Annotated in this window: 22 protein-coding genes and 2 pseudogenes; 13 read left to right on the top strand and 11 right to left on the bottom strand. The window is 71.9% G+C overall.

Annotated elements, in window-relative coordinates; genetic code table 11:
- Positions 1-201: 201 nt before the first annotated feature.
- A complete protein-coding gene (locus STRAU_RS41585; RefSeq protein ID WP_203227442.1) occupies positions 202-351 on the bottom strand; it encodes a hypothetical protein in 150 nt (49 codons plus the stop codon).
- Between the two features lie 134 nt (positions 352-485).
- On the opposite strand from STRAU_RS41585, the gene STRAU_RS21095 reads away from it, so the two are divergent.
- From STRAU_RS21095 to STRAU_RS21080, 4 genes are all read left to right on the top strand, one after another.
- Positions 486-1,172: an NAD(P)/FAD-dependent oxidoreductase gene (locus STRAU_RS21095; RefSeq protein WP_037660862.1), complete on the top strand. Its 687-nt coding sequence runs from the start codon at positions 486-488 to the stop codon at positions 1,170-1,172.
- A gap of 93 nt (positions 1,173-1,265) precedes the next feature.
- A complete protein-coding gene (locus STRAU_RS21090; protein ID WP_016642402.1) occupies positions 1,266-2,162 on the top strand; it encodes an RNA polymerase sigma-70 factor in 897 nt (298 codons plus the stop codon).
- A 77-nt stretch (positions 2,163-2,239) separates the two neighbouring features.
- Positions 2,240-3,274 carry an NADP-dependent oxidoreductase gene (locus STRAU_RS21085; protein ID WP_016642401.1) on the top strand — a complete coding sequence of 345 codons (1,035 nt, stop codon included), beginning with the start codon at positions 2,240-2,242 and terminating at the stop codon, positions 3,272-3,274.
- Between the two features lie 1,005 nt (positions 3,275-4,279).
- Complete coding sequence (locus tag STRAU_RS21080; protein ID WP_037660859.1) at positions 4,280-4,678, top strand: YunG family protein; 399 nt, start codon at positions 4,280-4,282, stop codon at positions 4,676-4,678.
- 123 nt (positions 4,679-4,801) lie between these two features.
- Here STRAU_RS21080 and STRAU_RS21075 read toward each other — a convergent pair whose 3' ends face one another.
- Positions 4,802-5,257 carry a VOC family protein gene (locus tag STRAU_RS21075; RefSeq protein ID WP_016642399.1) on the bottom strand — a complete coding sequence of 152 codons (456 nt, stop codon included), beginning with the start codon at positions 5,255-5,257 and terminating at the stop codon, positions 4,802-4,804.
- Between the two features lie 100 nt (positions 5,258-5,357).
- Between STRAU_RS21075 and STRAU_RS43735 the strand changes: the two are divergent.
- Positions 5,358-5,462: pseudogene (locus STRAU_RS43735) on the top strand (transposase); the annotation flags it as partial.
- Positions 5,463-5,579: 117 nt separating this feature from the next.
- Here the strand turns inward: STRAU_RS43735 and STRAU_RS43725 are convergent.
- On the bottom strand, positions 5,580-5,714 hold the full coding sequence (locus STRAU_RS43725) for a hypothetical protein (protein ID WP_016642397.1): 135 nt from the start codon (positions 5,712-5,714) through the stop codon (positions 5,580-5,582).
- Between the two features lie 872 nt (positions 5,715-6,586).
- On the opposite strand from STRAU_RS43725, the gene STRAU_RS21070 reads away from it, so the two are divergent.
- Complete coding sequence (locus tag STRAU_RS21070) at positions 6,587-6,994, top strand: Haze protective factor 1 (protein WP_106967989.1); 408 nt, start codon at positions 6,587-6,589, stop codon at positions 6,992-6,994.
- Between the two features lie 974 nt (positions 6,995-7,968).
- Positions 7,969-9,072, top strand: coding sequence for a three-Cys-motif partner protein TcmP (locus STRAU_RS21065; RefSeq protein ID WP_016642395.1), 1,104 nt, complete (start codon positions 7,969-7,971; stop codon positions 9,070-9,072).
- Here STRAU_RS21065 and STRAU_RS21060 read toward each other — a convergent pair.
- The 5 genes from STRAU_RS21060 to STRAU_RS21040 form a co-directional block, all read right to left on the bottom strand.
- Positions 9,062-9,817 carry a DUF5131 family protein gene (locus STRAU_RS21060; RefSeq protein WP_037660857.1) on the bottom strand — a complete coding sequence of 252 codons (756 nt, stop codon included), beginning with the start codon at positions 9,815-9,817 and terminating at the stop codon, positions 9,062-9,064. The genes STRAU_RS21065 and STRAU_RS21060 overlap by 11 nt on opposite strands.
- A 278-nt stretch (positions 9,818-10,095) precedes the next feature.
- Entirely contained in the window at positions 10,096-10,632 is a 537-nt protein-coding gene (locus STRAU_RS43050; RefSeq protein WP_016642392.1) for a hypothetical protein, read from the bottom strand.
- Between the two features lie 99 nt (positions 10,633-10,731).
- A complete protein-coding gene (locus tag STRAU_RS21050; protein WP_016642391.1) occupies positions 10,732-11,289 on the bottom strand; it encodes a hypothetical protein in 558 nt (185 codons plus the stop codon).
- Positions 11,290-11,405: 116 nt separating this feature from the next.
- A complete protein-coding gene (locus tag STRAU_RS21045; RefSeq protein ID WP_016642390.1) occupies positions 11,406-11,867 on the bottom strand; it encodes a GNAT family N-acetyltransferase in 462 nt (153 codons plus the stop codon).
- A gap of 226 nt (positions 11,868-12,093) precedes the next feature.
- A complete protein-coding gene (locus tag STRAU_RS21040; RefSeq protein WP_016642389.1) occupies positions 12,094-12,720 on the bottom strand; it encodes a GyrI-like domain-containing protein in 627 nt (208 codons plus the stop codon).
- Positions 12,721-12,908: 188 nt separating this feature from the next.
- On the opposite strand from STRAU_RS21040, the gene STRAU_RS21035 reads away from it, so the two are divergent.
- Complete coding sequence (locus tag STRAU_RS21035; RefSeq protein WP_016642388.1) at positions 12,909-13,448, top strand: hypothetical protein; 540 nt, start codon at positions 12,909-12,911, stop codon at positions 13,446-13,448.
- 198 nt (positions 13,449-13,646) lie between these two features.
- Here STRAU_RS21035 and STRAU_RS43715 read toward each other — a convergent pair whose 3' ends face one another.
- Positions 13,647-14,750 carry a DUF6214 family protein gene (locus tag STRAU_RS43715; RefSeq protein ID WP_016642387.1) on the bottom strand — a complete coding sequence of 368 codons (1,104 nt, stop codon included), beginning with the start codon at positions 14,748-14,750 and terminating at the stop codon, positions 13,647-13,649.
- Between the two features lie 339 nt (positions 14,751-15,089).
- Between STRAU_RS43715 and STRAU_RS21025 the strand changes: the two genes are divergently transcribed.
- Complete coding sequence (locus STRAU_RS21025; RefSeq protein WP_016642386.1) at positions 15,090-16,466, top strand: FAD-dependent oxidoreductase; 1,377 nt, start codon at positions 15,090-15,092, stop codon at positions 16,464-16,466.
- A 59-nt stretch (positions 16,467-16,525) separates the two neighbouring features.
- Here STRAU_RS21025 and STRAU_RS21020 read toward each other — a convergent pair whose 3' ends face one another.
- On the bottom strand, positions 16,526-16,879 hold the full coding sequence (locus STRAU_RS21020; protein WP_016642385.1) for an ArsR/SmtB family transcription factor: 354 nt from the start codon (positions 16,877-16,879) through the stop codon (positions 16,526-16,528).
- Between the two features lie 187 nt (positions 16,880-17,066).
- Here STRAU_RS21020 and STRAU_RS21015 point away from each other — a divergent pair, with 187 nt between their 5' ends.
- Positions 17,067-18,149: an NADH:flavin oxidoreductase/NADH oxidase gene (locus STRAU_RS21015; protein WP_037660855.1), complete on the top strand. Its 1,083-nt coding sequence runs from the start codon at positions 17,067-17,069 to the stop codon at positions 18,147-18,149.
- A 191-nt stretch (positions 18,150-18,340) separates the two neighbouring features.
- Here the strand turns inward: STRAU_RS21015 and STRAU_RS21010 are convergent.
- Positions 18,341-21,530: pseudogene (locus STRAU_RS21010) on the bottom strand (amidohydrolase family protein).
- Between the two features lie 134 nt (positions 21,531-21,664).
- On the opposite strand from STRAU_RS21010, the gene STRAU_RS21005 reads away from it, so the two are divergent.
- From STRAU_RS21005 to STRAU_RS20995, 3 genes are all read left to right on the top strand, one after another.
- Complete coding sequence (locus tag STRAU_RS21005) at positions 21,665-22,549, top strand: phosphotransferase family protein (RefSeq protein ID WP_052029180.1); 885 nt, start codon at positions 21,665-21,667, stop codon at positions 22,547-22,549.
- A gap of 174 nt (positions 22,550-22,723) precedes the next feature.
- Positions 22,724-22,921 (top strand): hypothetical protein, encoded by a 198-nt coding sequence (locus tag STRAU_RS21000; protein WP_016642381.1) that lies wholly within the window; start codon positions 22,724-22,726, stop codon positions 22,919-22,921.
- Between the two features lie 241 nt (positions 22,922-23,162).
- Positions 23,163-26,006, top strand: coding sequence for an ATP-binding protein (locus tag STRAU_RS20995; protein ID WP_016642380.1), 2,844 nt, complete (start codon positions 23,163-23,165; stop codon positions 26,004-26,006).
- Positions 26,007-26,072: the final 66 nt, after the last annotated feature.

The raw sequence follows: 26,072 nt of genomic DNA, 5'->3' as shown, positions 1-26,072 counted from the left end.
TTGCTGGCTGGGGTGGGAGAGTCGCCAACGCCGACCAGGTCATCGACATGGGGACGGGGCTGCGGCGTCGTAGGCGGAACCATCGTCGCCACTGGCACCCCCGACAGAGCCACCGGCCGTTACACCGCGACCACCTGAGCCCGGAGCGGACGGATTGACCGCAGCCGCCCGTGGTCAGGCGAGGGCGAGTCTTTCCAGCTTCTAGGTGTCGACGCTGTCACGGCCGCCTTCGGCCAGGCGCTGCTCCAGGGCGATCGCGACCAGGGCATAGCCGCCGTGGCTGATGGCGTTGTTGACGGCCGCGAGTTGGGCGAGAGAACAGGCCGAGTCGCCTGCCGCTCTCGAAACCACGGCCTGACCCACCCTGTTGAGCCACTGCGGTCACAGCTCCGACCGCCTCAGCGAAGTGATCTGCTTCACAACCTGTCACAGAGGCCGGCTATGCGGTGACTTAAGGCCGAACACCTGGAACCGAAGGAGGCGCCATGACTGGGAACACGCATGTGCTCGTGATCGGTGGCGGATACGCGGGCGTGATGGCCGCGAACCGGCTGACGCAGCGCGACGACGTGACGGTGACGCTGATCAACCCGCGCCCGGATCTTGTCCACCGGGTCCGCCTGCACCAGTTGGTGGGCGGGTCCGACGACGCGGTCGTCGCGTACGAGGACGTCCTAGCCGACTGTGTGCTGAGCACCGACACCGTGGGCCGCCTGCTCACCGACGAGACGCTGACGAGTGTGGACGACGCGCGCATCATCGCGGTCGGGGACTCGGCGGCACCGTCCGGCCTGCCGCCGCGGATGAGCTGCCTCACTGCGACGCCGCTGGCCGCGCGGGCCGCCGACACGGTGCTTAGCCGGCTCGCGGGTGAGCAGCCGGAGAGCCTCCACCGGTCGATGTACGCCCAGTGCATCAGCCTGGGGCGAAGCGCGGGCATCTACCAGTTCGCCAACAGGTCCGACGTCGCGGTGCGGCTGTACATCGACGATGGCTTGGGCGCCCGGATCAAGGAAATGGTCTGCACGGGCATCCCCAAGCACCTGGCCGGGGAGGCGCACAAGCCCGGTTCGTTCAGCCTGCACCGCATGCCGGGCGGTGTCGCCAAGCGCAAGCAGATGCTGCGCGCCCACCGCGCCGGGACACCGGCGGCCGCCGACCGGGCAGCCTGACCGGTGGGTGCTGGGGAGGATCTTGCTGTGGACATACGCGAACGCGGTCGGCCGCCACGCCCGACCGCGCAGGACGAGGAAACGGGACGAGAGATGGGCGACGACGCCACCGACCCGGCGACCGAGGCATTCCTCGCCCACCGCAACCTGCTGTTCACCGTCGCCTACGAGGTACTCGGATCGGCGGCCGACTCCGAGGACGTCCTCCAGGAGACCTGGCTGCAATGGATCAAGGCCGACCAGGGCCAAGTACGCGACCAGCGCGCCTTCCTCGTCCGGATCACCACCCGCCAGGCGCTCAACCGGCTGCGCACCATCAAGCGCCAGCGGGAGGCGTACGTCGGCTCCTGGCTGCCCGAGCCGCTGCTCACCACGCCGGACGTGGCCCAGGACACCGAGCTCGCCGAGAGCGTGTCGATGGCGCTCATGCTCGTCCTCGAGACACTGTCACCGACCGAGCGTGCCGTCTTCGTGCTGCGCGAAGCCTTCGACATCAGCTATGACGAGATCGCCGAGGCCGTCGACAAGAGCCCCGCGGCCGTCCGCCAGATCGCCCACCGCGCCCGCCAGCATGTCGAAGCCCGCCGCCCCCGCCGGGTGGTCTCCTCGAACGAGAGCCAGGCGGTCCTGGAATCGTTCCACCGCGCGGTCGAAACCGGGGACTCGCACGCCCTCCTTGAGGTCCTCGCCCCTGAGGTCGTCCTGATGAGCGACGGCGGCGGCATCAAACACGCCGCGCTGCGGCCGGTAACTGGCGCCGATCGGGTAGCCCGGATGTTCGCCGGCGGCATCGGCAAAGTCGAAGCCACGATCACCACCGAACCGACCGCGATCAACGGCAACCCGGCACTCCTCGTCCGCATGGACGGCGAGCTCGACGGCGTCATGGCGCTCAGTGTCCAGGACGCCCGCATCACTGGCCTCTACTACGTCCGCAACCCCGAGAAACTGTCCCACCTCACATCCGCGACCCCGCTCACCCTGCGCTGAACACCAACGGTCCCCGTCCGCGGACGTCAATCCTTCCGACGCAGATGAGCCATACAAGCGAGCGAAGAGGAGAAAACATGATGGCAGTGCGTTACCACTCCTACGGCGGCAGCGATGTCCTCGTCTACGAGGAGGCAGACCGGCCGGTGCCAGGCGTGGGCCAAGTAGTGGTGCAGGTGGCCGGCACCTCGTACAACGACGCGGACTCCGGACTCCGCGCGGGATTGCGACAGGACATGCTCCCGCTGGCTTTCCCGCACATTCCCGGCCTCGACCTGGCCGGAGTCATTACCGCGGTCGGCGAGGGGGTGTCCGACTGGAGCGTGGGGAACGCGGTGGTCGCGCTTCTGCCGGCGGACGCGCCCGGCGCGGCTGCCGAATACGTCGCCGCATCCGCCGAGGTGCTGGCCACCGCCCCCCGCACTGTCGAGCTGGCCGACGCCGCGGCCCTGCCCCTCGTCGGGCTGACGGCATGGCAGGCCCTGTTCGAACACGCCGACCTCAAGTCTGGGCAGAGCATCCTGATCAACGGCGCGGGCAGCGCAGTGGGCGGGTACGCCGTCCAGCTTGCCGCGCAGGCTGGTGCCATCGTGACCGCGACCGCCGGTGCGCGCAGCCGCGACCGTGTCCGCTCCTATGGCGCTGACCGGATCGTCGACTATGCCGTGACCCCCGTTGTGCAGGCGCTGGCCGGGCAGCACTTCGACGTGGTGCTGCAGCTGGCTCCCGCCGGTCCTGAGGAAAACGCGCAGCTGGTGGACCTGGTCGCCGACGGCGGAGCCTTCGTCAGCGTCACCACTCCCGGCCCGGAGGATGCCGGGCGCGGGGTGCGCACCGTGCACGTGTTCGGGCGCAGCGACGCCACCCAGCTCGCCAACCTGGTCGCCCGCGTCGATGCTGGAGAGCTAGCGATCGAGGTGGCCCAGCGGCTGCCACTGGCCGACCTGGCCACGGTCCACGCCCGTGCCGCCGGCCGGTTCGCCCGGATCGCTGAGCTGGCCGCCCAGGTCGAGGGTGGAGACCTGGCCGAGCGGCTGCGTGCCGACCCGGCCGCGGTCCGCGCCCCGGCTGCCGTCGGAGAGCTGGCCGGCAAGACCGTCCTGGCCCCCTGACCCGAGCGACGCTGGCGCCGACCCGGTGACGTGATGGCCCCCTCTGAAAAACGGTCAGGTGATGCTCGTATCCTGCCCAGACATGCTCAGTGGAGCGGGCCATCGGAAAACTGAAGCAGTTCGACAACTGGCGCCAGAACTGGAAGTCGTCGACCTCCGACTCCGCTGCCTGCGTCCAGACCTTTCCGCGCTGCCACAGGAAGTTGAGGAACAGGCAGATGTCCGTGATGTAGCTCCGCTTCGTCTCTTTCGTGTATCCGCGGAACGGACTGCTGCGCGTGTACAGGCCGAGGAGTTCGTCGATGCGGTAGTCCGGCGCCAGCAGAATCGGATCACCCGGCCGGATTCCGGTGAACGCTTCGCGCTCCGCCAGGTCCATCCATCCCACCAGAACAGATACGCGCGGTGGCGTGATCGGCGCTGGCTTGGGGGCCCAGAAAACACGCCACTTGCTCATCGCGCCACCCAGTCAGATCGGCTTCAACACGCCGATTCAATAGGGATGCAGTGACACTACTCGATACCCGCGCGACCACCCCGGTGATCCTTTGCGGTCACAGCACTAGGGTCTGCAGGACCGGAGGGACGAATGGCATGGACAGCATTGCGGGAGCCGTGGGCGCGCAGATTCTCAGCGCAGTGGTTACCGCGGTACGAAGTCGCACGAACGCACCCGGCCCTGCGCGTCACGGTGCTTGACGGCCAGGCCGTCCTCCTCGAGGACCGCCGGCTCACCGAGCCACCACGTGCGCGTCCACGTCCTGGATACCCTCGCTCTCCCAGCCCAGCCGCGCGAACAGCGCCGTCAGCTCCTGCCCGTGTGGCGATTGAGCAGGCTGATACCCCGACGCTCGGTTCGCAACGGGGGTCGTCGAACGTGTTGCATCCCAGAGGACGGCGTATGGGGCGGATCATGCTCTCGATTGCTCTGGAATGAGCTCGCCGATCAAGGACCCAGGCCAAGTCTCTGGGGGCGGTGTCAGTGGTGGCTGCGATGCTGCCGACATGATCCCTTGGAACCTGCTTCTCCTGGACAAGGCTCTGCGAGCCAGCTGGGCCGCCGACACGTGCTCGCCCGACGATCAAGCCGACTGGCATCGAGACAACCCGGCCTGGGGCCACTGCGACATCACAGCTTTGATCGTCAATGACATCTTCGGCGGTGACCTCCTCGTCGGCGAGGTGCACCTCGACGGGGCTCAGCACGGCTTTCACTGGTGGAACCGACTGCCCAGCGGCGTCGAGCTCGACCTGACCCACGAGCAGTTCCAGCGTGGTCAGGCTGTCACCGCAGCCCGTGTCGTCGAACGCCCGCCCGGCCCTCTGCACCGTTGGGACGAGTACCTGCTCTTGCGTGAGCGTGTGATCAAACATCTCGGTCACCTGCCGGAGCCCGCCATCTGATCGGGAAGTCAGGCACTGCCCGCCTTCGTATCGGTGCCTCAACTGCTCTCCGTCCGCTACGAGGCGACTGTGCTGGTCGCAGCCGTGAACGAGTGGCTGCGACCAGCGCCGTCACAACAGCCCTCAGACGACGTCGAATTCGTTGCCCTCGGGGTCCCGCATGGCGGCGGCGTAGAACCCCATGTCCGGCTCATCCTTGATCCGCAGCACGGTGGCACCAGCTTTGACCAACCGTGCCACCGCAGCCTCGACCCGCTGTGTGCGGACGTCCAGTGGGACGTCACGGCCACCGCCGACCTTCAGGTCGAAGTGCCACCGGTTCTTGGCGACCTTCGGCTCCGGAACCTGCTGGAACCACACCCTCGGTCCACGCCCCGCGGGATCGATGATCGACTCCGGAATATCCCCGGCACCGGCCGGCAACTCCGCCTCGGGCACCCCCACCGCCGCCCAGTAGGCACGCCACGTGGCGTGCCCGCCCGGCGGAGGCTCAGCCACGTAACCCAGAGCCTCGGCCCAGAAAGTCACCATTCTCTGCGGATCGGAGCAGTCGATCGTCAGCTGCACTGTCATCTCCATGCTCGGAGCATCCCAGGCAGGTCTGACAGTCGATCCACTTTCGATACAGGACCTAGGGCCTGTATCGAAAGTGGATCTTAAAGTGTGATGATCTTGTTTCGTGGCACGTGGAGACCTGACGGACGCGCAATGGGCGGTGCTGGAACCGCTGTTACCCAAGGGCAAGAAGCCCGGACGGCCGCCGACGTGGGCCCGGCGGCAGCTGACAAGGCCGACCAGGCCGGCAACCGTAAGGAACGCGGTTCGCACGGCGGTCGGCCGCCGAAGTTCGACCGACAGGACTACAAGGCCCGGCACGCGGTCGAGAGCGGCATCAATCGCCTCAAGAGGGCATCGCGGCGAGGAGGAAGGTGTGTTCCTGCCCGCCGATGAAGTGGTCCGTGCCGAAGCGGAGGTCGTCGGCCACCTCACCCGGGCCCTGTTCAACGGAGACGGGTCGGACTGGCTCCTCCGCCACGGCGCTGTCCTCCCGACCGGCGAATGGGAGGCACTGCGCTCCGACGCCGAAAACATCGTGGCGATGGCCGAGGCGACGTCACACGCGCACGCGTGGCAATTCACATGCATCACCGGTGTACCGCTCGATCCGCGTAAGCAAGTGGTCTGGCAACCGTGCAGCCCTCACGACCTCGTCGCGTTCGTCGTGGCGCCACGCCTACGTCGTCACCGAAGGGGACACGCTACGCCGCCACGCCAAGCAGCGCGTCTTCACCGGCCCCCAACCCCCCGCCGCACCGGAACGCGCCGCGGGGCAGGCCGTCCACCCCACGAGCACCGCCGCCGCCTCCGCGCAGCCCCAGGCCACCGTCACGCCCGCGCCACCGTGCCCGCAGTTGTGCACCAGCACGCCGCCGCCCAGCGGCACCTCCGGCTGAGCAAGTAGCCGTCCCCGACCGCCTCGCCCATGACCTGTAGTCCCGACGCGCCGGCCGAGGGCTTGCAGACGGCGAGTCCAGCGCGTGCGCCTACGGGTTCCCGGCCTGCCAGACCCCGGACGTCACCCTCCTGCCGCCTGCAGACGGCTACCGTGCCGGCCTGATCTGCCCGCCCTGGCCGCCGGCTTCACCCCAGACCCGGCCGCCAGCTCGGCCCCCTCAATGTCCTCACCGACGCCCGTACGCGCGGCCACCGGCCCCGCCTGCCTGGCCGGCGACCGTGCCGCTCTGATGTCGTTAAGGCACGCGCTCCACGGTCTGCGGATGGCACCGGGAGCACCACAGTGCTGAGCATGAGCAGGTAGCTCGCAGGAGGAGGGAGAACGGGATGGCCGCGGAACGCTGGGTCTCGGGAATCGCGAGCCTGGACCGGGGGATGTTTGCCGTTGATCAAGTGCGCAGACCGTCGGAGGCCGAGCGGTCTGCCTGCTGGGAGCTGGAGATCGACTTCGATCGTGCAGTCACCGTCGGGGACGGCACGCTGGCGGTCAACAGCGATGCTCCCTCGCACGACGCGGCGGTGGCTCTGCGGTGCGGCAGGGAACACCCCACGCCTGGGCCGGAGTTCACCGAGCTAGGAGCATGGCCTTTCACCAGTTACAGCGGCGATCTCGTAGTTTCCACGATCGACGGGCCCGAGCCGGAGCTGTGCAAGCAACTTCTCGACGCCGACCGCAAGTACCGCGTGCGAGTGTGGGCGAAGGGCAGAGATACGGCCCGAGATGCCTTCGAGCGCCTCCAGGGTGAGGTGTACCCGATCACCGGCCTGGAGGAGTACGTCATCGACTTCGAGACCCCGTGAGTCCGGCGGCTGCTCTCGTTCTGCCACGGGATCGGCTCCCAGGCCACGGCTATGCCTTGGAGGCCGGTTGGCGAGGGCCGGCGCGCTGGGCGGTGCCGCACGCCGACGCTGTGTTCAGTCGGCGTAGATGCCGTAGAGGCGAGGCCCCCGTCGAGGATGCGGTCCTTACTGGTCGTCGTAGCGACCGGCAGGCTTGTGTACGCGCTTGGGTCACGGGGGTGTGGCAGCGGGGAAAGCTCGCGAGTGCCTCACGCGCCGCTTGCGAACAAGATACGGCTTGCAAGATCAATCTTCTCCATTGGGTATTCCAGCGGCCTCGTGTAGTCGTCGAGGTCCACCGGAGAATCAGCTCCACCGCACTGGTTGAGGGCGCTGCTGGCTGGCAGTTTGGCAAGGTTGCCAGTGATCGACCCGGGACCGGCTGTGGTGGCTCCGGCTGCCTGGGCTCCGGTGTGGTTGGCGCAAGCGGTACCGAACCCGGGTGAGAGAAAGTCCCCGATGCCGCCAGCGGTCGCGGGTGCGGCAGTAACGAAACCTGCCCCCACTGCGGCGCCTGTAAGTACGAGTGCTGCGGCTGCCCTACTAGTGGTCATGTCCTGCGAACGGCGATCCGTGCGCCGAGTCACTGCTCGTAAGTCCATTCGGCCCTTGCGCGCGTAGACACCCGCCCTGCGAGAGGGGCGGAGCCACCTGTCCCGTGGGCGCCTCGGTACGAGCGGCGGCCTGCTCGCGCAGCTACGCCAGCCGTATGGCCAGCAGGTACTGCGCGGTGCGCTCCCGAGCGGCGTCGGCGGCCTTCGCCGCAGCCGCGACCGCGTCCGCACCTACCATCACCAGTGCAGGTGGCGTGCGCCGAAAACAGCACCATCGGCCGGTACGCACTCTTTACGCCGCCCGGCTTCCCTCTCACTATCTGTGACCAGGGGGTGCGGCTGGCACTTGCCAGCACGCAACCATGCCTGGAGGGGGGCAGGATGGGCGTGTTGTGGAAGCTGGAGCCGGCGACCGCGGCCAAGCACCGGCTTTATCAGCGGTATCTGGATGCCTGGTGGCCGATCCTGCTCCAGACCGCCCAGAGCACCGGATATACGCGGCCCCGCGTCACCCTCCTGGACGCGTTTGCCGGGCCCGGCCGCTACCAGGACGGGGAACCCGGCTCCCCCGTGATCATCCTGGACCGGCTCCTGCACCACGACGCGCTCGACCGCATGCAACTGAGCCCTCAGCGGGTGCACTTGGTGTTTATCGAGAAGGACCGTGCCCGGTACGAGCACCTGATGGCCGAGCTCCACGCCCGCTTCGGTCCCCTGGGTGACTTGCCTGTCCGGGTCGAAGTGCGGCGCGGCGAAGCCGGTCTCGACAGCCTCCCGCTGCTGACCGAGCTCGGCGCCTGGGGGCATCCGATCCTGGGCATCTTCGACAGTTGGGGCAGCGTGAACGTCCCTCTGGACGTGATGCGCCGCATCGCCCGTAACCGCTCGAGTGAGGTCATCACCACCTTCGGTCCCAACTGGTTCAGCCGCCGCGAGGACTTGAACCTCGACATCCTCGACACCGTGTTCGGCGGCCGCACCTTCTGGACACCGGCGGACGAGGAACTGCGCTCCGACGAACGCTGGCGCATCTGGCTGACCACTTACCGCGACGCGCTGCGCCGGGCCGGCTTCGGCTACCAGCTCCAGTTCCAGCTCGTGCCCCGCACCGGACAGCCCTTGTACCTGGTCTTCGGCACCGGCAGCCCCGCAGGGCTGAGGGCCATGAAGGACGCGATGTGGAAGGTCGACGACCGAGACGGTGAAAGCTTCCGCGACCCCCGCACCCGCGGAGCCGAGGCCGACGGGCAGCTCAACTTCTTCCAGATGGACGAGCTGTGCGACCCCGAGCTCGTCGAACTGGTCACCCAGCGCCTGAAGACCGGGCCTGCCGTAGTGGAGACGATAGGTGAGTGGCTGCTCACCGAGACCGCCCGCTGGATGCCCAAGCACGCCCTGAAAGCAGCCCGCCAGATGCGTCAGGACGGTCAGATCACGGTCACTGGAGCGGGCAAGCTCACCACGAAGAGCAGGATCAGCCTGTAGTGGCCGGCACGAGCAGCGGCATCTGGTCCCAGGTGCGGCCCTCAAGCAGACGGCCGGCTGACTTCGGCGTACGCCCGCCCCACTGCTTGAAGAAGAATGCCACGTCGGCCTGGACGCACACGTCCCTGACCTGGGTGACCCACTCCTGCTCCACCGGGCGGAAGTGAGGGCCCGACTCGCCCCCGGCGATCACCCAGTGAATCCCCGTCAGGTCCAGGCCCGGCAGCGGCCCGAGCAGCGGCTCGCACGACAAGAACCGCACCGCGGCCGGCACCCGCCGCAGGTCATCGACCCGCGCGAGTTCCTTCGTGCTCTCCACCGACACGCCCATCCACAGGTTCGCCGGCCACTGAAGCCGGTCCGCGACCTGACGCAGGCGCCGCGCCCGCTTGGTGAGTACCTGGTAGGTGTGCTGCGGGGTGTCCGCCATCACGTCGAAGACGCGCCGCACGTAGTCCAGCGGCACCCGGGCGTGGAAGAGGTCCGACATGGAGTTCACGAATACGGTGCGCGGGCTCTTCCACCCGTGGGGCACCGACAACGCGTCCGGATGCACGGTGAGCCCGAACCCGGGCCCGGAGGTGCGCGGGTCGCCGTCGTTCTGGTACTTCGCAGACCCCATTGCCTTCAGCCGCTTCGCCAGCACCAGCGCATAGCAGTTGTCACACCCGTCCGACACGCGGTCGCAGCCCGTCGTCGGGTTCCACGTCGCCTCGGTCCACTCAATCGCACTGCGGTCACTCACCGGTCGGCCCTCCATCCCCTCGAACCGAGCCCTGCCACGGCGCAACACCAGTCCGCCAACTTCCCAACGAGCCACCGCAGCAACGGACATCGGCATCCAACCACCCGCCACCGAACGGCGCGGCACCACTACCTAACTCGAACATTTGATCCCATTTCTGTGAGGTCGGTGCGACGCGAACCAGCCAATTTTCCCGCGGCACCCGCGACGCCAACGGACTGCGAGGCCGGACCGTCGCCGACCTTCCCGCCGAACGCCCCGAGGTTGTGGTCAAGCGATCACCGCCCGGCGACTTCGCGGTCAAGGGCCGGGCGGCGAGCTCGGGCAGCCGACCAGTCCACGGCGCGCGCGGCCGCCTCGGTGGGAGCCGCAGCCTGCACGCGCAGCTGCTCCAGCCGCGTCGCCAGCAGGTACTGCGCAGTGCGTGCCCGGGCGGCGTCGGCGGCCTTCGCTGCGGCGGCGACCGCGTCCGCGCCGTTCGGATTGGCCCTGAACCAGCGGCGGTTCTGCTCGATCACGTACGCCCGCCGCGCCTCCGCCCCGGCCTCCGGGGTGCGGCCCAGCATCGCCAGCGCGCACCGCCGGTACTCCCCGGCCGCCTGCTCCACCGCCCGGAGCGCGGCGAAGGCGAGCGCGGACGCCGCCAGAGCCGGGTCAGCGTCCCGCCCGCCCGGCTCCACCAACGCCAGGAACTCGCGCCGGGCCTGCGCGATGTCGGCCTCCACCGACGCCCGGACGCGGGCGGTGACCGCGGCGACGTCGTCCGCGTCGTCCAAGGCCGCGGACCAGGTGGCGGCGACCAGGCCGGCCTCCACCGTCAACACCTCGGTCCGGCGCCGGTAGCCGCACGCCTCACACAGCCCAGCCGACCACTCCTGACCACAGTCCTCGCACGCCAGTGCCCGGCGGACCGCTTAGGCGGCGGCCGCGGCTTGGCGCTCGTGTTCCGCCCGCTCCTCGGCTGCCGCGCGGGCGGCGTCCCGGCGGGCCTGTTCCGCGGCGGCCTGCTCGCGCCGCCGCACGAAGTCCTCCGCCTCAGCTGCGGCTTGCTCACGGAGCCGGTCTTCGAGGACCTGGCGGCGCTCGGCGTCGGTGAGGCCGGGCAGTTCCCGGTCGACTTCTGCCGCGATCCTCGCCCGCCGGGCACGCCGGATGTGCACCACCGTGCCGCAGTTCCCGCACTCACCACCGGTGTCCAGGCGGATCCCGTCGTCGCACCGCCAGTCTGAGCATGCCGGCCGCTGCACCATGCCCCGCCGGACCAGCCACGGATACGGGCACTCGACCAGGGCCTCGCCACCGGTCTCCTCCAGCCGGTCGGCGAACCGGCCAGCCAGCAGCCGCGGCGCGGCATCCAGCCGCATCAGCCTGTCGGCCAGCCGGGCCAACTCCGCCTTCGCCACCGCTCCGACCTGGTCCTGCTGCCAGCCCGACAGCCGCACCCACAGCCTCGCGACCGGCCCCAGCGCCACCCGCAGACCAAGATCAACCGGAAGGCCCCGCGGCCACGAGGTACGACAAGCTCGCGGTCCGCTACGAGGCGACCGTCCTCGTCGCGGCCATCAACGAGTGCCTGTGACTGACCACGTCACGATGGCGCTGCGTAACAGCGGATGGCCACCGTCTGGTGCGGACTCCACTGCTGCTCGACTGTCGCCATCAGCTCCCAGCCCAGCCGCTCATACAGGGCTGCCGCCGCGGTATCGGATGCAACGACGTCGAGCACCGGATGCAGGGCACGACGCCGCGCTTCCTCCACTGCCTGGCCGATCAGCAGTGCACCGATCCGCTGTCCCCTTGCCTGCGGAGCAACGAACAGCCTGCTGACCACGGCGGTCATACCCCGCGTCGCCCCGTTCCGTTCGCTCCACAACCCCGGGGCCAGATCGCCTTCGCCGTCTTGCGACAAACTGACATGCCCGACCAGGCCGCCTTCGAGTTCGGCAACCCAGGAGCCCAGCAGGGGGCCGCGTGACAGCCACTCGCCGGGCTGATCCGGCCAGTTCACCGGATAGCCGTCGCGCGCATGGACCTCCGCGAGGACCCGCACGCACTCCTCAACATCGCCATCAGCCCTCTGCCGGACCCAGCGGCTCGGCCTCTCATCCGGCACCCCGGAGCTCTCGATGTTCACTCCGGCATACAAACACAGGCCACAGAGTCACAACCAGCCACTTTCGACACAGGCCCTAGGTCCATGTACTGCGCGCTGCGCGTACGCCCGCCGGCGGAACCCACACGCAGCCCTCACCCGTCACCCCTCATCCGGCGGCAGGCTACACGGACACCACTTCTACGGGCTGCCGCAGAATCGTCCTGAGCCTGGCGGGGTCGGCCCTGCGCGGGTCGCTGAGGTAGATCTCGTGGTGCAGGCCCGTCTCCCGCAGGTTGTTGGCGGGGAGGTATTCGTGGTGCAGCCTGGTCAGGATCGGGGTCTCGTCGTCGTAAGGGCCGATGTGGAGGGCCTGCGCGCTGGTGCCCTCGTGCAGCGTCTCTGGCCGAACGTCCGGAACGGCTGGAAGGTCCTTCTTGGTCAGGGCGGTGCGCTTGGCGTCTTCGATCATGGCGCCAGTGATCCAGTCGGGGACGTTGATGAGCAGTCTCCATCGCCAGTTGTCCTTGAGCCTGGCCAGGAAGTCGTCCATGTCGTCCGCCCACCACAGTCCCTCAAGTGGGCCCACGACGAAGTCCCTGCCGAGGTCGCCTTTGCTCGCGAACTTGACGGTGTAGGCGACCGCGTAGAGCGCCTCGACCGCGTGGCGGTACGCGGGGCTGGTGTTCGGGTCGCCGTGCCCGTCGACGGCGAGGAAGTGGAGCTCGGGGACGTCGACCAGTTCCCAGTCGGTGTTCTTTGGTGCGTAGCACTGCTTGAGCTCGCGCTTGACGTCGTACTTGGTGGTCATGCCGAGGTGTGCCTTCCTGGTGAGTGAATGTCATTACGGGTCAGCGGGGTTGTTCAGTGCAGGCGCACCCAGTGCGGCGGGGAAGCCGTAAGGGCCGCCCTCCCCTGTTCGATGGCCTTGAGCCGATCACTCGGGAAGGTACGCCCTCCGCGTCACAACGGCGCTCCCGGCTGGCAGACTTCTCGATCATGGCGAACAGCGGACTGTGGGTCGGCGTCCTCACCGCGCTGACCGCGCTCGGTGCCAGCTACATCACCGCCCGGGCGACCTCGCGCGCGGCGCTCGCCCAAGCCCGAACCACCGCGACCGCAGAGGCCCTTCGTGAGCAGCGCGACCGGCGTCGGTCCAGCTATCGGGAGATGATGAGCTGCGCGCACGCCTTCTCGGAGGTCACCTGGCAGATCGACGACGTCGACGCGACGCACGACCGTGAGGGCAAGGACCGGATCCTGACGCTGATGTACGAGCGCGTCGGCCCGACCATCGGGAACATGAACAAGGCGAACCACGAGGTCCGGCTCGACGGTCCTGCCGAGGTCTCCGCCGCGGCCGAGCACGTGCGGCAGATGGCGAGACGCTTGCAGCCGCTGCTGAAGGCGCTCATCGGCGACGACAGCCCGGAACGGCGGAGCGACTACGACGCTGCGTACCGGGATTTCCGAGACGCGTACGTCACGTTCATCGGCCTGGCGAGACAGGCGCTGGAAGTCACTGAAGAGGAAGGGTGACTCCCCCAAGGCGCAGCCTTCGGCGCCTAGAGGCCCCTCCCCGGGGAGGGCGGGACCGCCCGGTGCTCCAGCCCACCCGGCGAGACGTAACAAGCCGTCGTCCGGTTTCCCGGGCGCGTCCCGCCAGGGGCGCGGGGAACTGCGCCACCAGCCCTCACCGCCCCGCAGACTCATTTGCGAGCCCCCCAAGCGGAGCGTCTACCGGCGGTGGTGACGTGGCATCAGGAGCCCGGCGTCCCGCGCCCCCGCGATGAGGCGCAGGGACTTGCGGCGGCTGTGTCCCGTCGCGCGCATCACGGCGAGCACCGGGTCCTCGCCGTCGTCCAGCGCCCCGCGGTACGCCTCCGCCGTGACGTGTCGCACGGCACTGCCCCGGCGTGCGTGCGGGCGGCCCCGGCGGGCGACGGGCGGCTCCTGGGCGGGGGCGCCGTTCCGGCAGGCGGGCTCCATGGCCCCGGCTTCGTGCCGCTCGGCCAGGCCGCGGACCGCGTCGTTGAGCGGGCCCTCGATGCGGGCGGCGAGCGCCGCGAGGCTGGCCAGCGGGAGCGGGGGCTGGGCCCGCAGTTCCTCGATGGTGATCCGGCCGTCGGACACGGACGCGAGGACTTCGGCGCCACCGGCCCCGTCGGCACAGCAGCCGCTTCCGGTACCGCCCGCCCGACCGCCGCCTTCGCCTTCGACGCCGCCGCCACTGCCGCTGCCGTCGAAGGCCAGGCGCACATGGAAGAGGGGTCCGTCCTGGCCGGTCACCTCCGGGGCCGCCCAGTCGTTCTGGGGACCCGGCTCCGGCCCGTCGCCGTGGGCGATGCCCTCGCGTGCGGACGCCCACTCGTCCTCGTCGACGGGGGTCAGCCTGTCGCGCTCCACCCGGGAATCCTCCCCGGGAGCGACCCGCGCGTCCCGAACATCCCCCACCGGCCCGACCCACCCCTCCCACACAGCCGCCAGCGGGCCGTCCCACCCGGCCGGAGCGAACCCCGCGGACCGCGTCCAGTCCTCACGGTCGCCGTCCGCCGCCTCGGCCCACTCCCTCTCCCGGGCAGCCGGCTCGGGTTCGGCGGTCCAAGCGGGCGTCGCCGTGCCCAGACCCGCGTCCGACGCCCCGGACACAGGTCTGGGCACGGTGACCACGCGCTCCCCCGCCGGCCACGACACCTCGACCCAGTCCTCGACCACGGTCCATTCAAGTCCGCCGAGGCCCGCGGCCGCCGGGTCCTCCAGGCCGGCCGCCCACTCCCCCGGGAAGCCCGCGAGACCCGCCGGGCCCGCCAGGCCCGCCGGTCCCACCGGCCGCAGGTCCACCGCCCCGCCGCGCGCGGCGCGGTCCCCTTGGCCCGGCGCCGCTTCTCGGCCGCCGGTCCGCCCGTCATCCGATCGGTAATGGTCATTCTCGTCGCAAGATGAACCTCTCCGCACATGCGCACGGTAGCCGTACAGTCACATTCCCCCGTTGGCGGCGCGCACGGGGACGGCCGCCACGGCACCCTGTCAGCGGCACAGGGAGTTCCGCCGGCCGCGGCACGGACCAATGCGCGCGGCGGCACACCTCCCCCTGCGCGCACAGCGGTGCGATGCTGATGCCAGGCAGGTATCACCAGACCTCAAGGCGTCCCGGGGACACCTCGCGGAAGGAGCGCCACCGTGCAGGTCGCCGTCGTGGGATCGGGTCCGAGCGGGGTCTACACCGCGCAGAGCCTGGTCCAGCAGAACCTCGTGCCGGGGGTGCGGGTGGACGTGCTCGACCGGCTGCCGTGCCCGTACGGCCTGGTGCGCTATGGCGTCGCGCCGGACCACGAGAAGATCAAGTCCCTGCAGAACAACCTGCGTACGGTCCTTGAGCACGAGAACGTACGGTTCCTCGGCGGCGTCGAGGTCGGCCCCGGCGCGCTCTCGCCCGCGCAGTTGCTCGGCGTCTATCACGCGGTCGTGTACTGCGTGGGCGCGGCCACGGACCGCCGTCTCGGCGTGCCCGGCGAGGATCTGCCGGGGAGTTGTTCGGCCACCGAGTTCGTGTCCTGGTACAGCGCCCACCCGGACGTGACGGTGAACGGTGCGGGGCCGCCGGACCGTTTCGTACGCGGCGTGGACTCGGCCGTGGTCATCGGCGTCGGCAATGTCGCGGTGGACGTCGCGCGGATGCTGGCGCGCGGCGCAGCCGAGCTGATGCCGACCGACATGCCGCACGAGGCGCTGGGCGTGCTCGCGCAGAGCCGGGTGCGCGAGGTGCACATGGTGGGGCGGCGCGGGCCGTCCCAGGCGCGGTTCACCACCAAGGAGCTGCGGGAGCTCGGTTCGCTCCCGGACGCCGAAGTCGTCGTGGATCCGGCGGAGTTGGCGCTCGATCCGGCGTACGCGGACCCGTCGGGGCTGCCCGCGGCCGGGCGCCGCAACGTCGAGGTGATGCGCGGCTGGGCCGGGGCGCCGGAGCGGGGGCTCGCGCGGCGGATCCGGCTGCGGTTCTTCCTGCGGCCGGTGGCCGTGCTCGACGCGGGCGGCCGGGTCGGCGGCGTACGGTTCGAGCGGACGCTGCCCGACGGGCGGGGCGGGGTGACGGGCTCGGGGACGTACGAGGACATCACCGGCCAGCTCGTCCTGCGCTCCGTCGGCTACCGCGGCGTCCCGATGGACGGGCTGCCGTTCGACGAGGCGACGGGGACGGTGCCGCACGCCGGAGGGCGGGTGCTGCGCGAGGGCGCCGTGTCGCCCGGCGAGTACGTGGCGGGCTGGATCAAGCGCGGGCCGACCGGCGTCATCGGCACCAACCGCCCCTGCGCCAAGGAGACGGCGCTGTCGCTGCTCGACGACGCGCCCGCCCTCGCGCTCCGCGACGTGCCCGACGACCCCCTGCTCGCGCTGTGCGCCGCGGGCGCCCGGCCGGTCGAGTGGCCCGGCTGGCTGGCGATCGAGCGCGCGGAGGCGGACCTCGGGCGTTCGCTCGGGCGCGGGCCGGTGAAGATCCCGGACTGGCCGGGGCTGCTGGCGGCGGCGCGCGGTGAAACATCCGGACGGGCGGACTGACTCTCCCCGGCCAGCGACGACGCCCCTCCGGGGAGGGCGGGGAAAGGAGCCCGTGCTCGTCAGGCGTCGCCGAGGCGGTCGGCCTGCCCCGCCGCCGCGGCGAGGACACTGTCGAGGAGCCCCGGGAAGAGGGCGTCCAGGTCCGCCCGGCGCAGGACGTTGACCTTGGCCGTGCCCCGGTAGACCTGCTGGACCAGGCCCGCCTCGCGCAGCACCCGGAAGTGGTGCGTGGTGGTGGACTTGGTGATGGGCAGCTCGAAGTGCGAGCACGTCAACTCGGCGTCCTCGCTGGCCAGTTCACGTACCACCAGCAGACGCAGCGGGTCCGCCAGCGCGTGCAGCACGCCCTCCAGGCGGATCTCCTCGCGCGCCGGATGGACGAGCGCGCGGGCGTTCGGTGCGGCGGTCGTCATGGCGGCTCCACTCTCCCTGGGCGGTCGGGGGTATCCCTCCGCGGCGCGGACGCCTCCATTGTACGAGGCCCTTCGTAGTTTGACAGCCTCCGTAGTACGATGCTTATCGTACGAGAGGGTTGCGCGCTCCGGGCCGTCCGGGCGCCGCGCCACCCCGTACCACCCGCCGTCACGTATGGAGGCCGCCGTGAGCGCGCTGTTCGAGCCCTACACCCTGCGATCGCTGACCATCCCGAACCGGGTGTGGATGGCGCCGATGTGCCAGTACTCGGCGGAGACGTCGGGGCCGGGGGCGGGCGTGCCGACCGACTGGCACTTCGCCCACTACGCGGCGCGCGCCACCGGAGGCACCGGCCTGATCCTCACCGAGGCCACCGCCGTGAGCCCCGAGGGCCGCATCTCCCCCGCCGACCTCGGCATCTGGAACGACACGCAGGCCGAGGCGTTCCGCCGCATCACCGGCTTCCTCAAGTCGCAGGGCACGGTTCCCGGCATTCAGCTCGCGCACGCCGGCCGCAAGGCGTCGACCGACCTGCCGTGGCAGGGCGGCGCGCCCCTCGCGCCCGACGCGGCGGAGGGCTGGCAGCCGGTGGGGCCCAGCCCGGTGGCGTTCGACGAGCGGTTCAGCGTACCGACCGAGCTGAGCGCCGATCAGATCCAGGACGTGACGCGGCAGTTCGTGGACGCGGCCCGTCGCGCCCTGGACGCCGGTTTCGAGGTCGCCGAACTGCACGGCGCGCACGGCTACTTGATCGGCGAGTTCCTCTCACCGCACTCCAACCGGCGCACCGACGCCTACGGCGGCTCGTTCGAGAACCGGGTCCGCTTCCCCCTGGAGGTCGTGGACGCCGTGCGGGCCGTCTGGCCCGAGGACAAGCCGCTGTTCTTCCGCATCTCCGCCACCGACTGGCTGGAGGAGGGCGGCTGGACGGCCGACGACACCGTACGGTTCGCGGCGCTCCTCAATGAGCACGGTGTCGACCTGCTCGACGTGTCCACCGGCGGCAACGCCGCGGGCGTGAAGATCGCGGTCGGGCCGGGCTACCAGGTCCCGTTCGCGGCGCGGGTGCGCGCCGAGACCGGCCTGCCGGTCGCCGCGGTCGGCCTGATCACCGAGGTCGAGCAGGCCGAGAAGATCGTCGCCAACGGCGAGGCGGACGCCGTCCTGCTCGGCCGCGAACTGCTGCGCAGCCCGTCGTGGGCGCGGGCCGCGGCGCGGGAGCTGGGTGCGGAGATCCGGGTGCCGCAGCAGTATCTCCGGTCCGTCTGACCCAGCCCCGCCAGGCCGGACCCGACGCGCTCGCGGGCTGTAGCCTGCCCGGCGTTTGAGGGCGAGGTGCGGAGCGCCGATGAAAGGGGAAAGGGGCGAAGCCCCATACGAAGCGGAGCCCGGGGCCGCGTCCCGGGCCCGCCCTCGTCCCGCCCACCCCAGCGGCTGGCGGCCAGCGCCGCCTCCCCGCCTCACACCCCCGGATCGCAGCACCCGTCCCGCCGCATCAGGCGGCCGATGTTCAGCCAGTCCGCGCCCGTGTGCTTGTGGCGGGCCGTCGTCGGGAACGCGGCCACCAGGTCGTCGGTCTCGTACGGGACGCCGCCCCGCAGTACCGACACGGTGCGCACCAGCGTGGCGAAGTCCGTGAACGGGTCGCCGTCCACGACCGTCAGGTCGGCGATCTTGCCGGGCGCCACGGTGCCCAGGTCGTCCGCGACGCCGAACAGTCGCGCGGGCAGCACCGTCACGGTGCGCAGCGCCTCGACCGGGGAGAGGCCGCCGCGGTGCAGGGCGCGCAGGCCCAGGTGCAGGGAGAGGCCGATCGGTACGAGGGGCTGGTCGGTGCCGAGGGCGACGAGGCCGCCGGCGGCGAGGATCCGCCGGTAGATGTCGGTCTCCCGGCGCAGCGTGGCCAGTTGGGCCGGTGTGGGGGCGACGCCCGCCGACTTGCGGACCTGGGCGGCGTCCCACGGCGCCATCACGGCCGTGACCCGCGGGTCGTCGGCGAGGGCCGGGTCGGCGCCCAGGAGCGGCGACGAGGTGAACGGTGTGGCGATCATCGCGAAGCGTGCGCCCCGTGCGCTGTAAATCTCCAGCACGTCGTCGTAGGCGCGCCCGGACGCCGTGGTGGCGTGACCGAACTCGCCCCGCTGGGTGGCTTGCAGATGGGTCGTCAGGTCCTGACCGGACTGGATGCCGGGTGACAGGAAGTGGCTGCCCGCACGCACCCCCAGGCGTTCGTGGGCGAAGCGCGCGGCCTCCTCCATGACCCACCTCGGCGCCCGTACGTACGTCTTGACGAAGTCCCAGTCGAGCTGCGCGGCCCGCTCCAGGGAGCGCCGCAGTCCCGCGCGGGTGCGGTGCGCGCGGCCCATGCTGTACGCGACGCGGCCGCCGTCGAGGAGTTCGCCGGTGGTCAGCAGGCGGGGCCCGGCGAGCTGCCCGGTGGCGACCGCCTCGCGGATGCGGGCCTGTTCGTGGGCGAATCCGCCGAGCGAGACCGCCGTGGTGATCCCGTACGTGAGCTGGCCCACGGTCTGGCGGCCGCCGTAGGTGCTCTGCCAGGGGTGGGTGTGGGTGTCCCACAGGCCGGGCAGGACGGTGCGGCCGGAGGCGTCGACGCGCCGGAGCGTGCCCGTGCGGGACGCGCGGTGCGGTTCGACGGCGGCGACGCGGCCGCCGCGTACGACGATGTCGACGTCCTCCCGGACCGTGTCGCCGGTGCCGTCCCACAGCCGCCCCGCGTGCACCACCGTGTCGGTGGGCGCGGGCCTGCGCTGGTCGAGCGGGACGCGCACGGTGCGGGCGCGGCCGCCGTCGACGCCGATGAGGCGCAGCCGGGTGCCCGACAGGTAGAGGAGCGACTTGGAATCCCCGGACCAGGTGGGGTGGTCGGCGGGTTCGGTGGTGAGGGTGCGCAGTTCGCCGCGCGGGCTGCCGTCGGGGGCGACGGGCAGCAGGCACAGCGCGGACTCGACGATCACCGCCATCCAGCGGCCGTCGGGCGACCAGACGGGACCGGAGTCGTACCGGTCCGCGAGGGAGGTGTGGGGCGCGACGGTGTGCAGCCGGTCGGCGCCGGTGGTGGCGTCGACGACGCGCACGAGGTTGTAGCCCTCGCGGAAGCGGAGGTTGAGGCGGTTGCGGTCGCACAGGGCGATGTGGCGGCCGTCGGGCGACCAGCTCGGCCGCCCGGGCAGACCGCCGCCGCCGAGCGGGTCGGCGAGGACGCGTTCGGTGCCCGCGGCCAGATCGCGCACGACGAGCCGTCCGGTCATGTCGAGGCAGGCGAGGCGCTTACCGTCGGGCGAGAGCGCGGGGTGCACGCGGCCGCCCGTGGCGAGCGCGGTCTCCTTGCCGGTGGCGAGGTCGTGCCGGTACACGCCGAGGAGTCCGTCGCGGTCGTCGACGTACACCAGCGACTTGCCGTCGCGCGCCCACGACGGCCCGAGGAGGTAGCGGGTGGGGTCGGCGCGGCGCAGCCGCTTCGGTGCCCGGCCGCCCGAGGTGGCGGGGAGCCACAGGGAGTTGAGGGCGGCGAAGGCGATGTGCCGGCCGTCGGGCGAGAGGGCGGGCAGGTGCACGCCCCGGACGGGCCGCGCGCGCTGCTCCGCGAGTCCGAGGTCGTACTCCTTGACGCGGTAGCGCGGCCGGTCCACGGTCAGGACGCCGTCGAACGGGAGCGGCTCGGCCGCGCCGGGTTCCGCGGGGCGTACGAGGGTGAAGCGGCCGTCGACCGTGAGCAGCAGCTCGCCGTCCCTCGTCCAGCGCGGGGGCACGGGAGCGATGTCCCCGGCGACGTCCACGCGCTTGCCGTCGACCACGAGAGCGCAGGACCCTTCGGGTGCCGGTGTGGTGCGCAGGTAGGCGAGGCGGCGGCCGTCCGGGGCCGGGGCGGGCGTCATGACCTGGGCGTTCTCGGTCTCTGTGTGCTCTACAACGACCGGGCCCGCGCCGTCCGCGGGGACGGCGGCGACGGTGCGCGCCTCCAGGGCGGAGCCGGTGGGCGTCGTGACCGCCCTGGCCCGGACGAACAGGATCCGTTTCCCGTCCGGCGACCAGGCGGGGTCGAAGTCCTCCCAGGGGCCGTCCTGGGCCGGACCGTCCTGCCCGGGCAGTCCGGTCACCCGCGTCAGTTCGCCGGAGCGCAGGTCGAGGACGTGGACGCGATAGGGACTGCCCTTCACCGGGTCGCCGCCGCGCTCGGAGGCGAAGGCGAGCCGGGTGCCGTCGGGCGACCAGGCCGGGCCGCGGTCGTCCCAGGGCCCTTCGGTGCGCTGTCGCACCTCGGAGCCGTCGGCGCGCATGGTCCAGATGTGGAAGCCGCCGCCCTGGTACGCGCAGAACGCGACGAGTGAGCCGTCCGGGGCGAACACGGGCCGGCTGGGTTCGAGGCCGGGCGGGGTGAGCGGCACCGCCTTGCCGCCGGTGCGGGGCTGGGACCACAGGACGTGCTGCACCTCGGCGACGAGCCTTGGTGGCACGGGTGAAGGACAGCGGCCCCCCGGCGGGCTCCCGCGCCGCCGCGGGCCCGGCGCCGGTCGCGGCCACGGCACCGGCGGCCCCCGCCGCGCCTGCGGCGACCAGCAGTTGACGGCGCGTCAGGGGAGGAAGAAGAGGAGAGGGAGACGGAGAGGCGAGGTTCCGGTCACGGTCCATGGCACGAACACTCGCGCACCGCGGAGCACCGGGCAACACCGCCCCCTCAGGGGGCCACGGGCGTCACGGGCGTTCGTCCACGGCGGTGAATAAGCGGTGGGGGGCCGTGGCCGTACGGTGTCATGATCGGCGGCATGGACTCCTCGCCCGCCCCGGAGCCGCCCACACCGTCCGTCATCCACGGCCTTGTGCGGCAGGTGCTGCCCCACGAACCCGGACTGGCCGTCGAACCCGTCGACGAGGGCGGCGAGCACTCCACCTGGTGGGTCGGTGACCGGTACGTCCTGCGGCTCACGCTGGACCCCGACGCGGGGGCGCGGCAACGGCGTGAACTCCTGCTGCGGGACGCGATCCGGCCGCGTCTGCCGGTCGGCGTACCGGCGAGCGTCGCCGCCGGGGTGTGGGCGCCCGGCCTTACGTACACCGTCGACACCCGGCTCTCCGGAACCTCGGCGGATCACCGGCCCGTGTGCCCGGAGGGCGAGTCGGACCTGGCCGGACTGCTGGCCGGGCTGCGCGGGCTCCCTCCGGCGGCGATGGCGGCGCTGCGGCTGCCCGAACAGCGGCCGCGCGCACTCGACCGGCTCCACGCCGCCGCCGAGGAAGCGGCCGACCTCCTCACGGCCGTCGGCGAGATGCCCGCCGCCCTCGCCTCGCACCGCGCGTCCGGCACACGGGACCACTCCGCGCCCGCCCCGAACCCCGTCGTGCTGCACAACGACCTCAAGGGCGAGCACCTGATGGTGAGTTCGGCGGGACGGGTGAGCGGCGTGCTGGACTGGGCGGACGCCGCGCTGGGCGACCCGGCCGAGGACGTGGCCGGGCTCGCCCTGTCCGTCGGCGCCTCGGCGGCCGTACGCGTGGCCACCGCGGCCGGGCACGCACCCGAGGTGGCGCGCCGCGGCGTACTGCTCGCCCGCTACGACACCGCGATCCGCCTCGCCGAGCGTCTGCGGGGCCGCGACGACAGCCCACTGCCGCTGCTGCGGGCGCAGTTGGCCCGGGCCTGGGAGCGCTGAGCGCCGACACGAGCACCGACCCGGGTGCGACCCGGCCCCCGACCGCATCTCCCGTACCGCCCTAGGGACTTCCCTAGGTGCCACACCGACGCGGCCCCGGGGGCGCCGCTTCTACTGTGGTCGGTGTCGCCATGCGTCACGGCTCACGCCCTGGGCCGGCCCCCGGGAGGCGTTGTGCGCTACGTCATTGAGGTGTACCGCTCACACGACGGTGTGTGCGGGAGCGTCGCGTCGGAGAGCTGCGGGAGCGCCCGGCCGTTCCACGGCTGGCTGGAGCTTCTCTCGCTGCTCGAACCGCCGCTGCCGGAGAGCGTGACGCAGGACGGGCCGCCGCTCCAGGAGCCGCCGGGCGCCGACCGCGCCACGCCGTGACGCCCGGCCGCCACGGCCCCAGCCGCCACAGCCCCGGCCGACAGCCGCTGCGCCGAGAGCCGAGAAACCGCGAAACGCGCGCAGAAGGCCGATAAGCGCGGGGCGGAAGTCGGAATTCGCCTTGTGCGGAACAGGCGTCGCCCCGCATCGTGGTGTCCTGGCATGCGCCCGGCACGGGTCACCGTCACAGTCAGGTCACCCGCGGCCGGTGCCGACGCGCGGCGGGCGGTGAGAACACCCCATGACCACCGGGGACACAGCGCACGACCTCTTCCACTCCCCCGCGCCCGGCGACGCGTTCTGCGGCCGCGCGCGGGAACTGGCCGCGCTCCAGCAGGACTTCGCGGACGTCTGCACGGGCTCGCCGCGGCTCGTGCTGCTCGAAGGGCCCGGTGGCATCGGCAAGACGGCGCTCGTACGCCGCTTCCTCGACTCGGTGCACGGCACCTGCGTGCTGCACGCGAGCGGCGAGGAGAACGAGAGCGCGCTGCCGTGCGGCGTGCTCGCGCAGCTCGTCGGGCAGAGCCCGTTGCCGGTGCCGGACACCCTCGCGGGGCTCGTCCGGCTGCCGCAGTCGCTGCACGCCAACCTGCCGCCGCTCGCGGCCGGCTTCGGGCTCCTCGACCTGCTGAGCGAGGTGCAGAGCAAGGGGCCCGTGGTGCTGGTCGTGGACGACGCGCACTGGGCCGACCCGGAGTCCCTGAACGCGCTCACGTTCGCGCTGCGCCGGCTGCGCCACGACCGGGTCCTCGCGGTCGTCGCGCTGCGCGACCCGCAGGTGCCCGAACTGCCCGACGGCCTGCGCCGCCTGCTCACCGACGCCCGCACCCGCCGGCTCGCCCTGGCCGGGCTCAGCCCCGGCGAGCTGTCCGCTCTCAGCACCCGTCTCGGCGTCACCCGGCTCCCGCACTCGGCGTCCCTGCGGCTGCACTCCCACACCCACGGCAATCCGCTGCACGCCCGCGCGCTGCTCGGCCAGGTGCCTCCCGCCGTGCTGCTCGACGTGGCCACGCCGCTGCCCGCACCCCGTTCGTACGCCATGCTGGTGCTCGCGAACCTGGCGGGCTGCGGGCCGGGGACCCAGCGCCTGGTGCAGGCGGTGAGCGTGCTCGGTCTTTCCTGCCGGCTGCGCGCCGCCGCCCGGCTCGCGCGCGTCGACAAGCCGCTGCCCGCACTCGAACGGGCCGTCAAGGCAGGGCTGTTGCGCGAGACGCCCGCCGGAGTGGCCCCCGAGGTCGCCTTCCCGCACCCCCTGGTCCACGCGGCGGTCTATCAGGACATCGGCCCCGCCCAGCGCGCCGCCCTGCACACCCGGGCCGCCGAGCTCGTCGACGACGAGTACACGAAGCTGCGGCACCGCGTGCTCGCCGCCACCGGGCCCGACGAGCAGCTCGCCGAAGCGCTGGCGGCCTGCGCGCGCCGCGAGGCCGCCACCGGCCAATGGGCCGTCGCGGGCACCCACTTGAGGCACGCGTCACGCGTGGCCACCAGCCCCGGGGAACGCGACCGCCTCGCCGTCGAGGCCGTCGAGGCGCTGCTGCTCGACGGCCGGGTCCAGGAGGCGGCCGAACTCGCCCACGGCCTGCCCGACAGCGCGGACCCGGCGCTGCGCGGCTACGTACGCGGCTATGTGGCGCGCGTGCAGGGGCGCACGGAGGCGGCGTGGACGCTGCTCGCGGACGCCTGGGAGCAGTGCGACAACGAGCGGGACCCGTCCCTCGGGGCGCGCGCCGCCGAGCAGTTGAGCTACGCCGCCGTCATGTGCGGGCAGGCGGCGGTGGCCGCGCAGTGGGCCGAGCGGGCGCAGCGGCTCTCCACCGCGCAGGGGCCGAGCCGCATGCTGCGCTTCAACCACCTCATCGCCCTGGGCCTGAGCGGCCGCGCCAAGGAGGGCATCGCCCTCGCGGCGGATCTGCCGGAACCCATGATCGTGCCGCTGAAGAAGATCGATCTGCTGCTCGCGCGCGGGCAGTTGCGGCTGTGGTCGGACGATCTCGCCGGGGCCCGGCAGGATCTGCTCGGCGCGGTCGCCAACTGCCGGACGACGACGGTGCCGTTGCGGCTGCTCTCGGCCTCCGCGCTGGCCCAGACCCTGCACCGGCTCGGCGAGTGGGACGAGGCGCTGATCCACGCCGAGTCGGCCGCCTCCATCGCCGACGACACCGACCAGTCCTGGCTGAAGCCGGTCACGCACGGTGTCGCCGCGCAGATCCTGTCGGCGCGCGGCGCGTGGGAGCGTGCGACGGAACATCTGCGGACCGCCCTCGACGTGCCCGGCGGCGCGGAGACCCCCGTCGCGTTCGCGTACGCGGTGTGTGCGCGGGGGAGCCTCGCGGACGCGCGGGGCGAGCCGCAGGAGGTGGTGGACGCGCTGCGCCCGCTGCTCGGGTTCGCCGAGCAGGACGGCGTGAACGAGCCGGGCGTCGTGGACTGGCAGCCGCTGCTCGTCGACGCGCTGGTCCAGCTCGGCGAGCTCGACGAGGCGGAGGCGGTGCTCGGCCCGTTCGAGGAGCGGGCGCGGGCCCGCGGCCGGCACACGTCGCTCGCGGCGGCCGCGCGCACCCGGGGCAACCTGGCCGCCGCGCGCCGCGATACCCAGCGCGCCCAGGCGGCGTACGCGCGTGCGCAGGACCACGCGGCGCAGGTCCCGGTGGTGTTCGGGCGGGCCCGGGTGGAGCTGGACCACGGGTCGTTCCTGCGCCGCCTCGGGCGCCGGTCCCTGGCGATCGCCCAGTTGCAGGCGGCGTACACGACCATGACGGCGCTCGGCGCGCTGCCCTACCGGGCGCGCTGCGTAAGGGAGTTGAACGCCTGCGGGCGGGCGGCGCCCGACCTTCCGGCCGAGGAGCGGGCCGGGGACGCCGTCGAGGACGGCCTGGACGGGGCGCTCACCCCGCAGGAACTCGCGGTGGCGCGGCTCGCCGCACAGGGCCTCACGAACCGTCAGATCGCCACCGCGCTCGCGCTGAGCGTCAAGACCATCGAGTACCACCTGGGCCACACGTACGCGAAGCTCGGGATCACCTCGCGGATCGGCCTCGTGCGGCGGCTGGGACCGCAGTCGTCGTCGCCGTCGGCGGGTTGAGAGCCCGGCTCGGCCTGCGACTACCGGGGCTCCGACAACTACTGGGGCTCCGGGCCGAAACCACTG

The sequence above is a fragment of the Streptomyces aurantiacus JA 4570 genome (genome assembly GCF_000414115.1).
Classification (GTDB): domain Bacteria; phylum Actinomycetota; class Actinomycetes; order Streptomycetales; family Streptomycetaceae; genus Streptomyces; species Streptomyces aurantiacus_A.
This window is presented reverse-complemented; position numbering and strand designations above follow the sequence as displayed.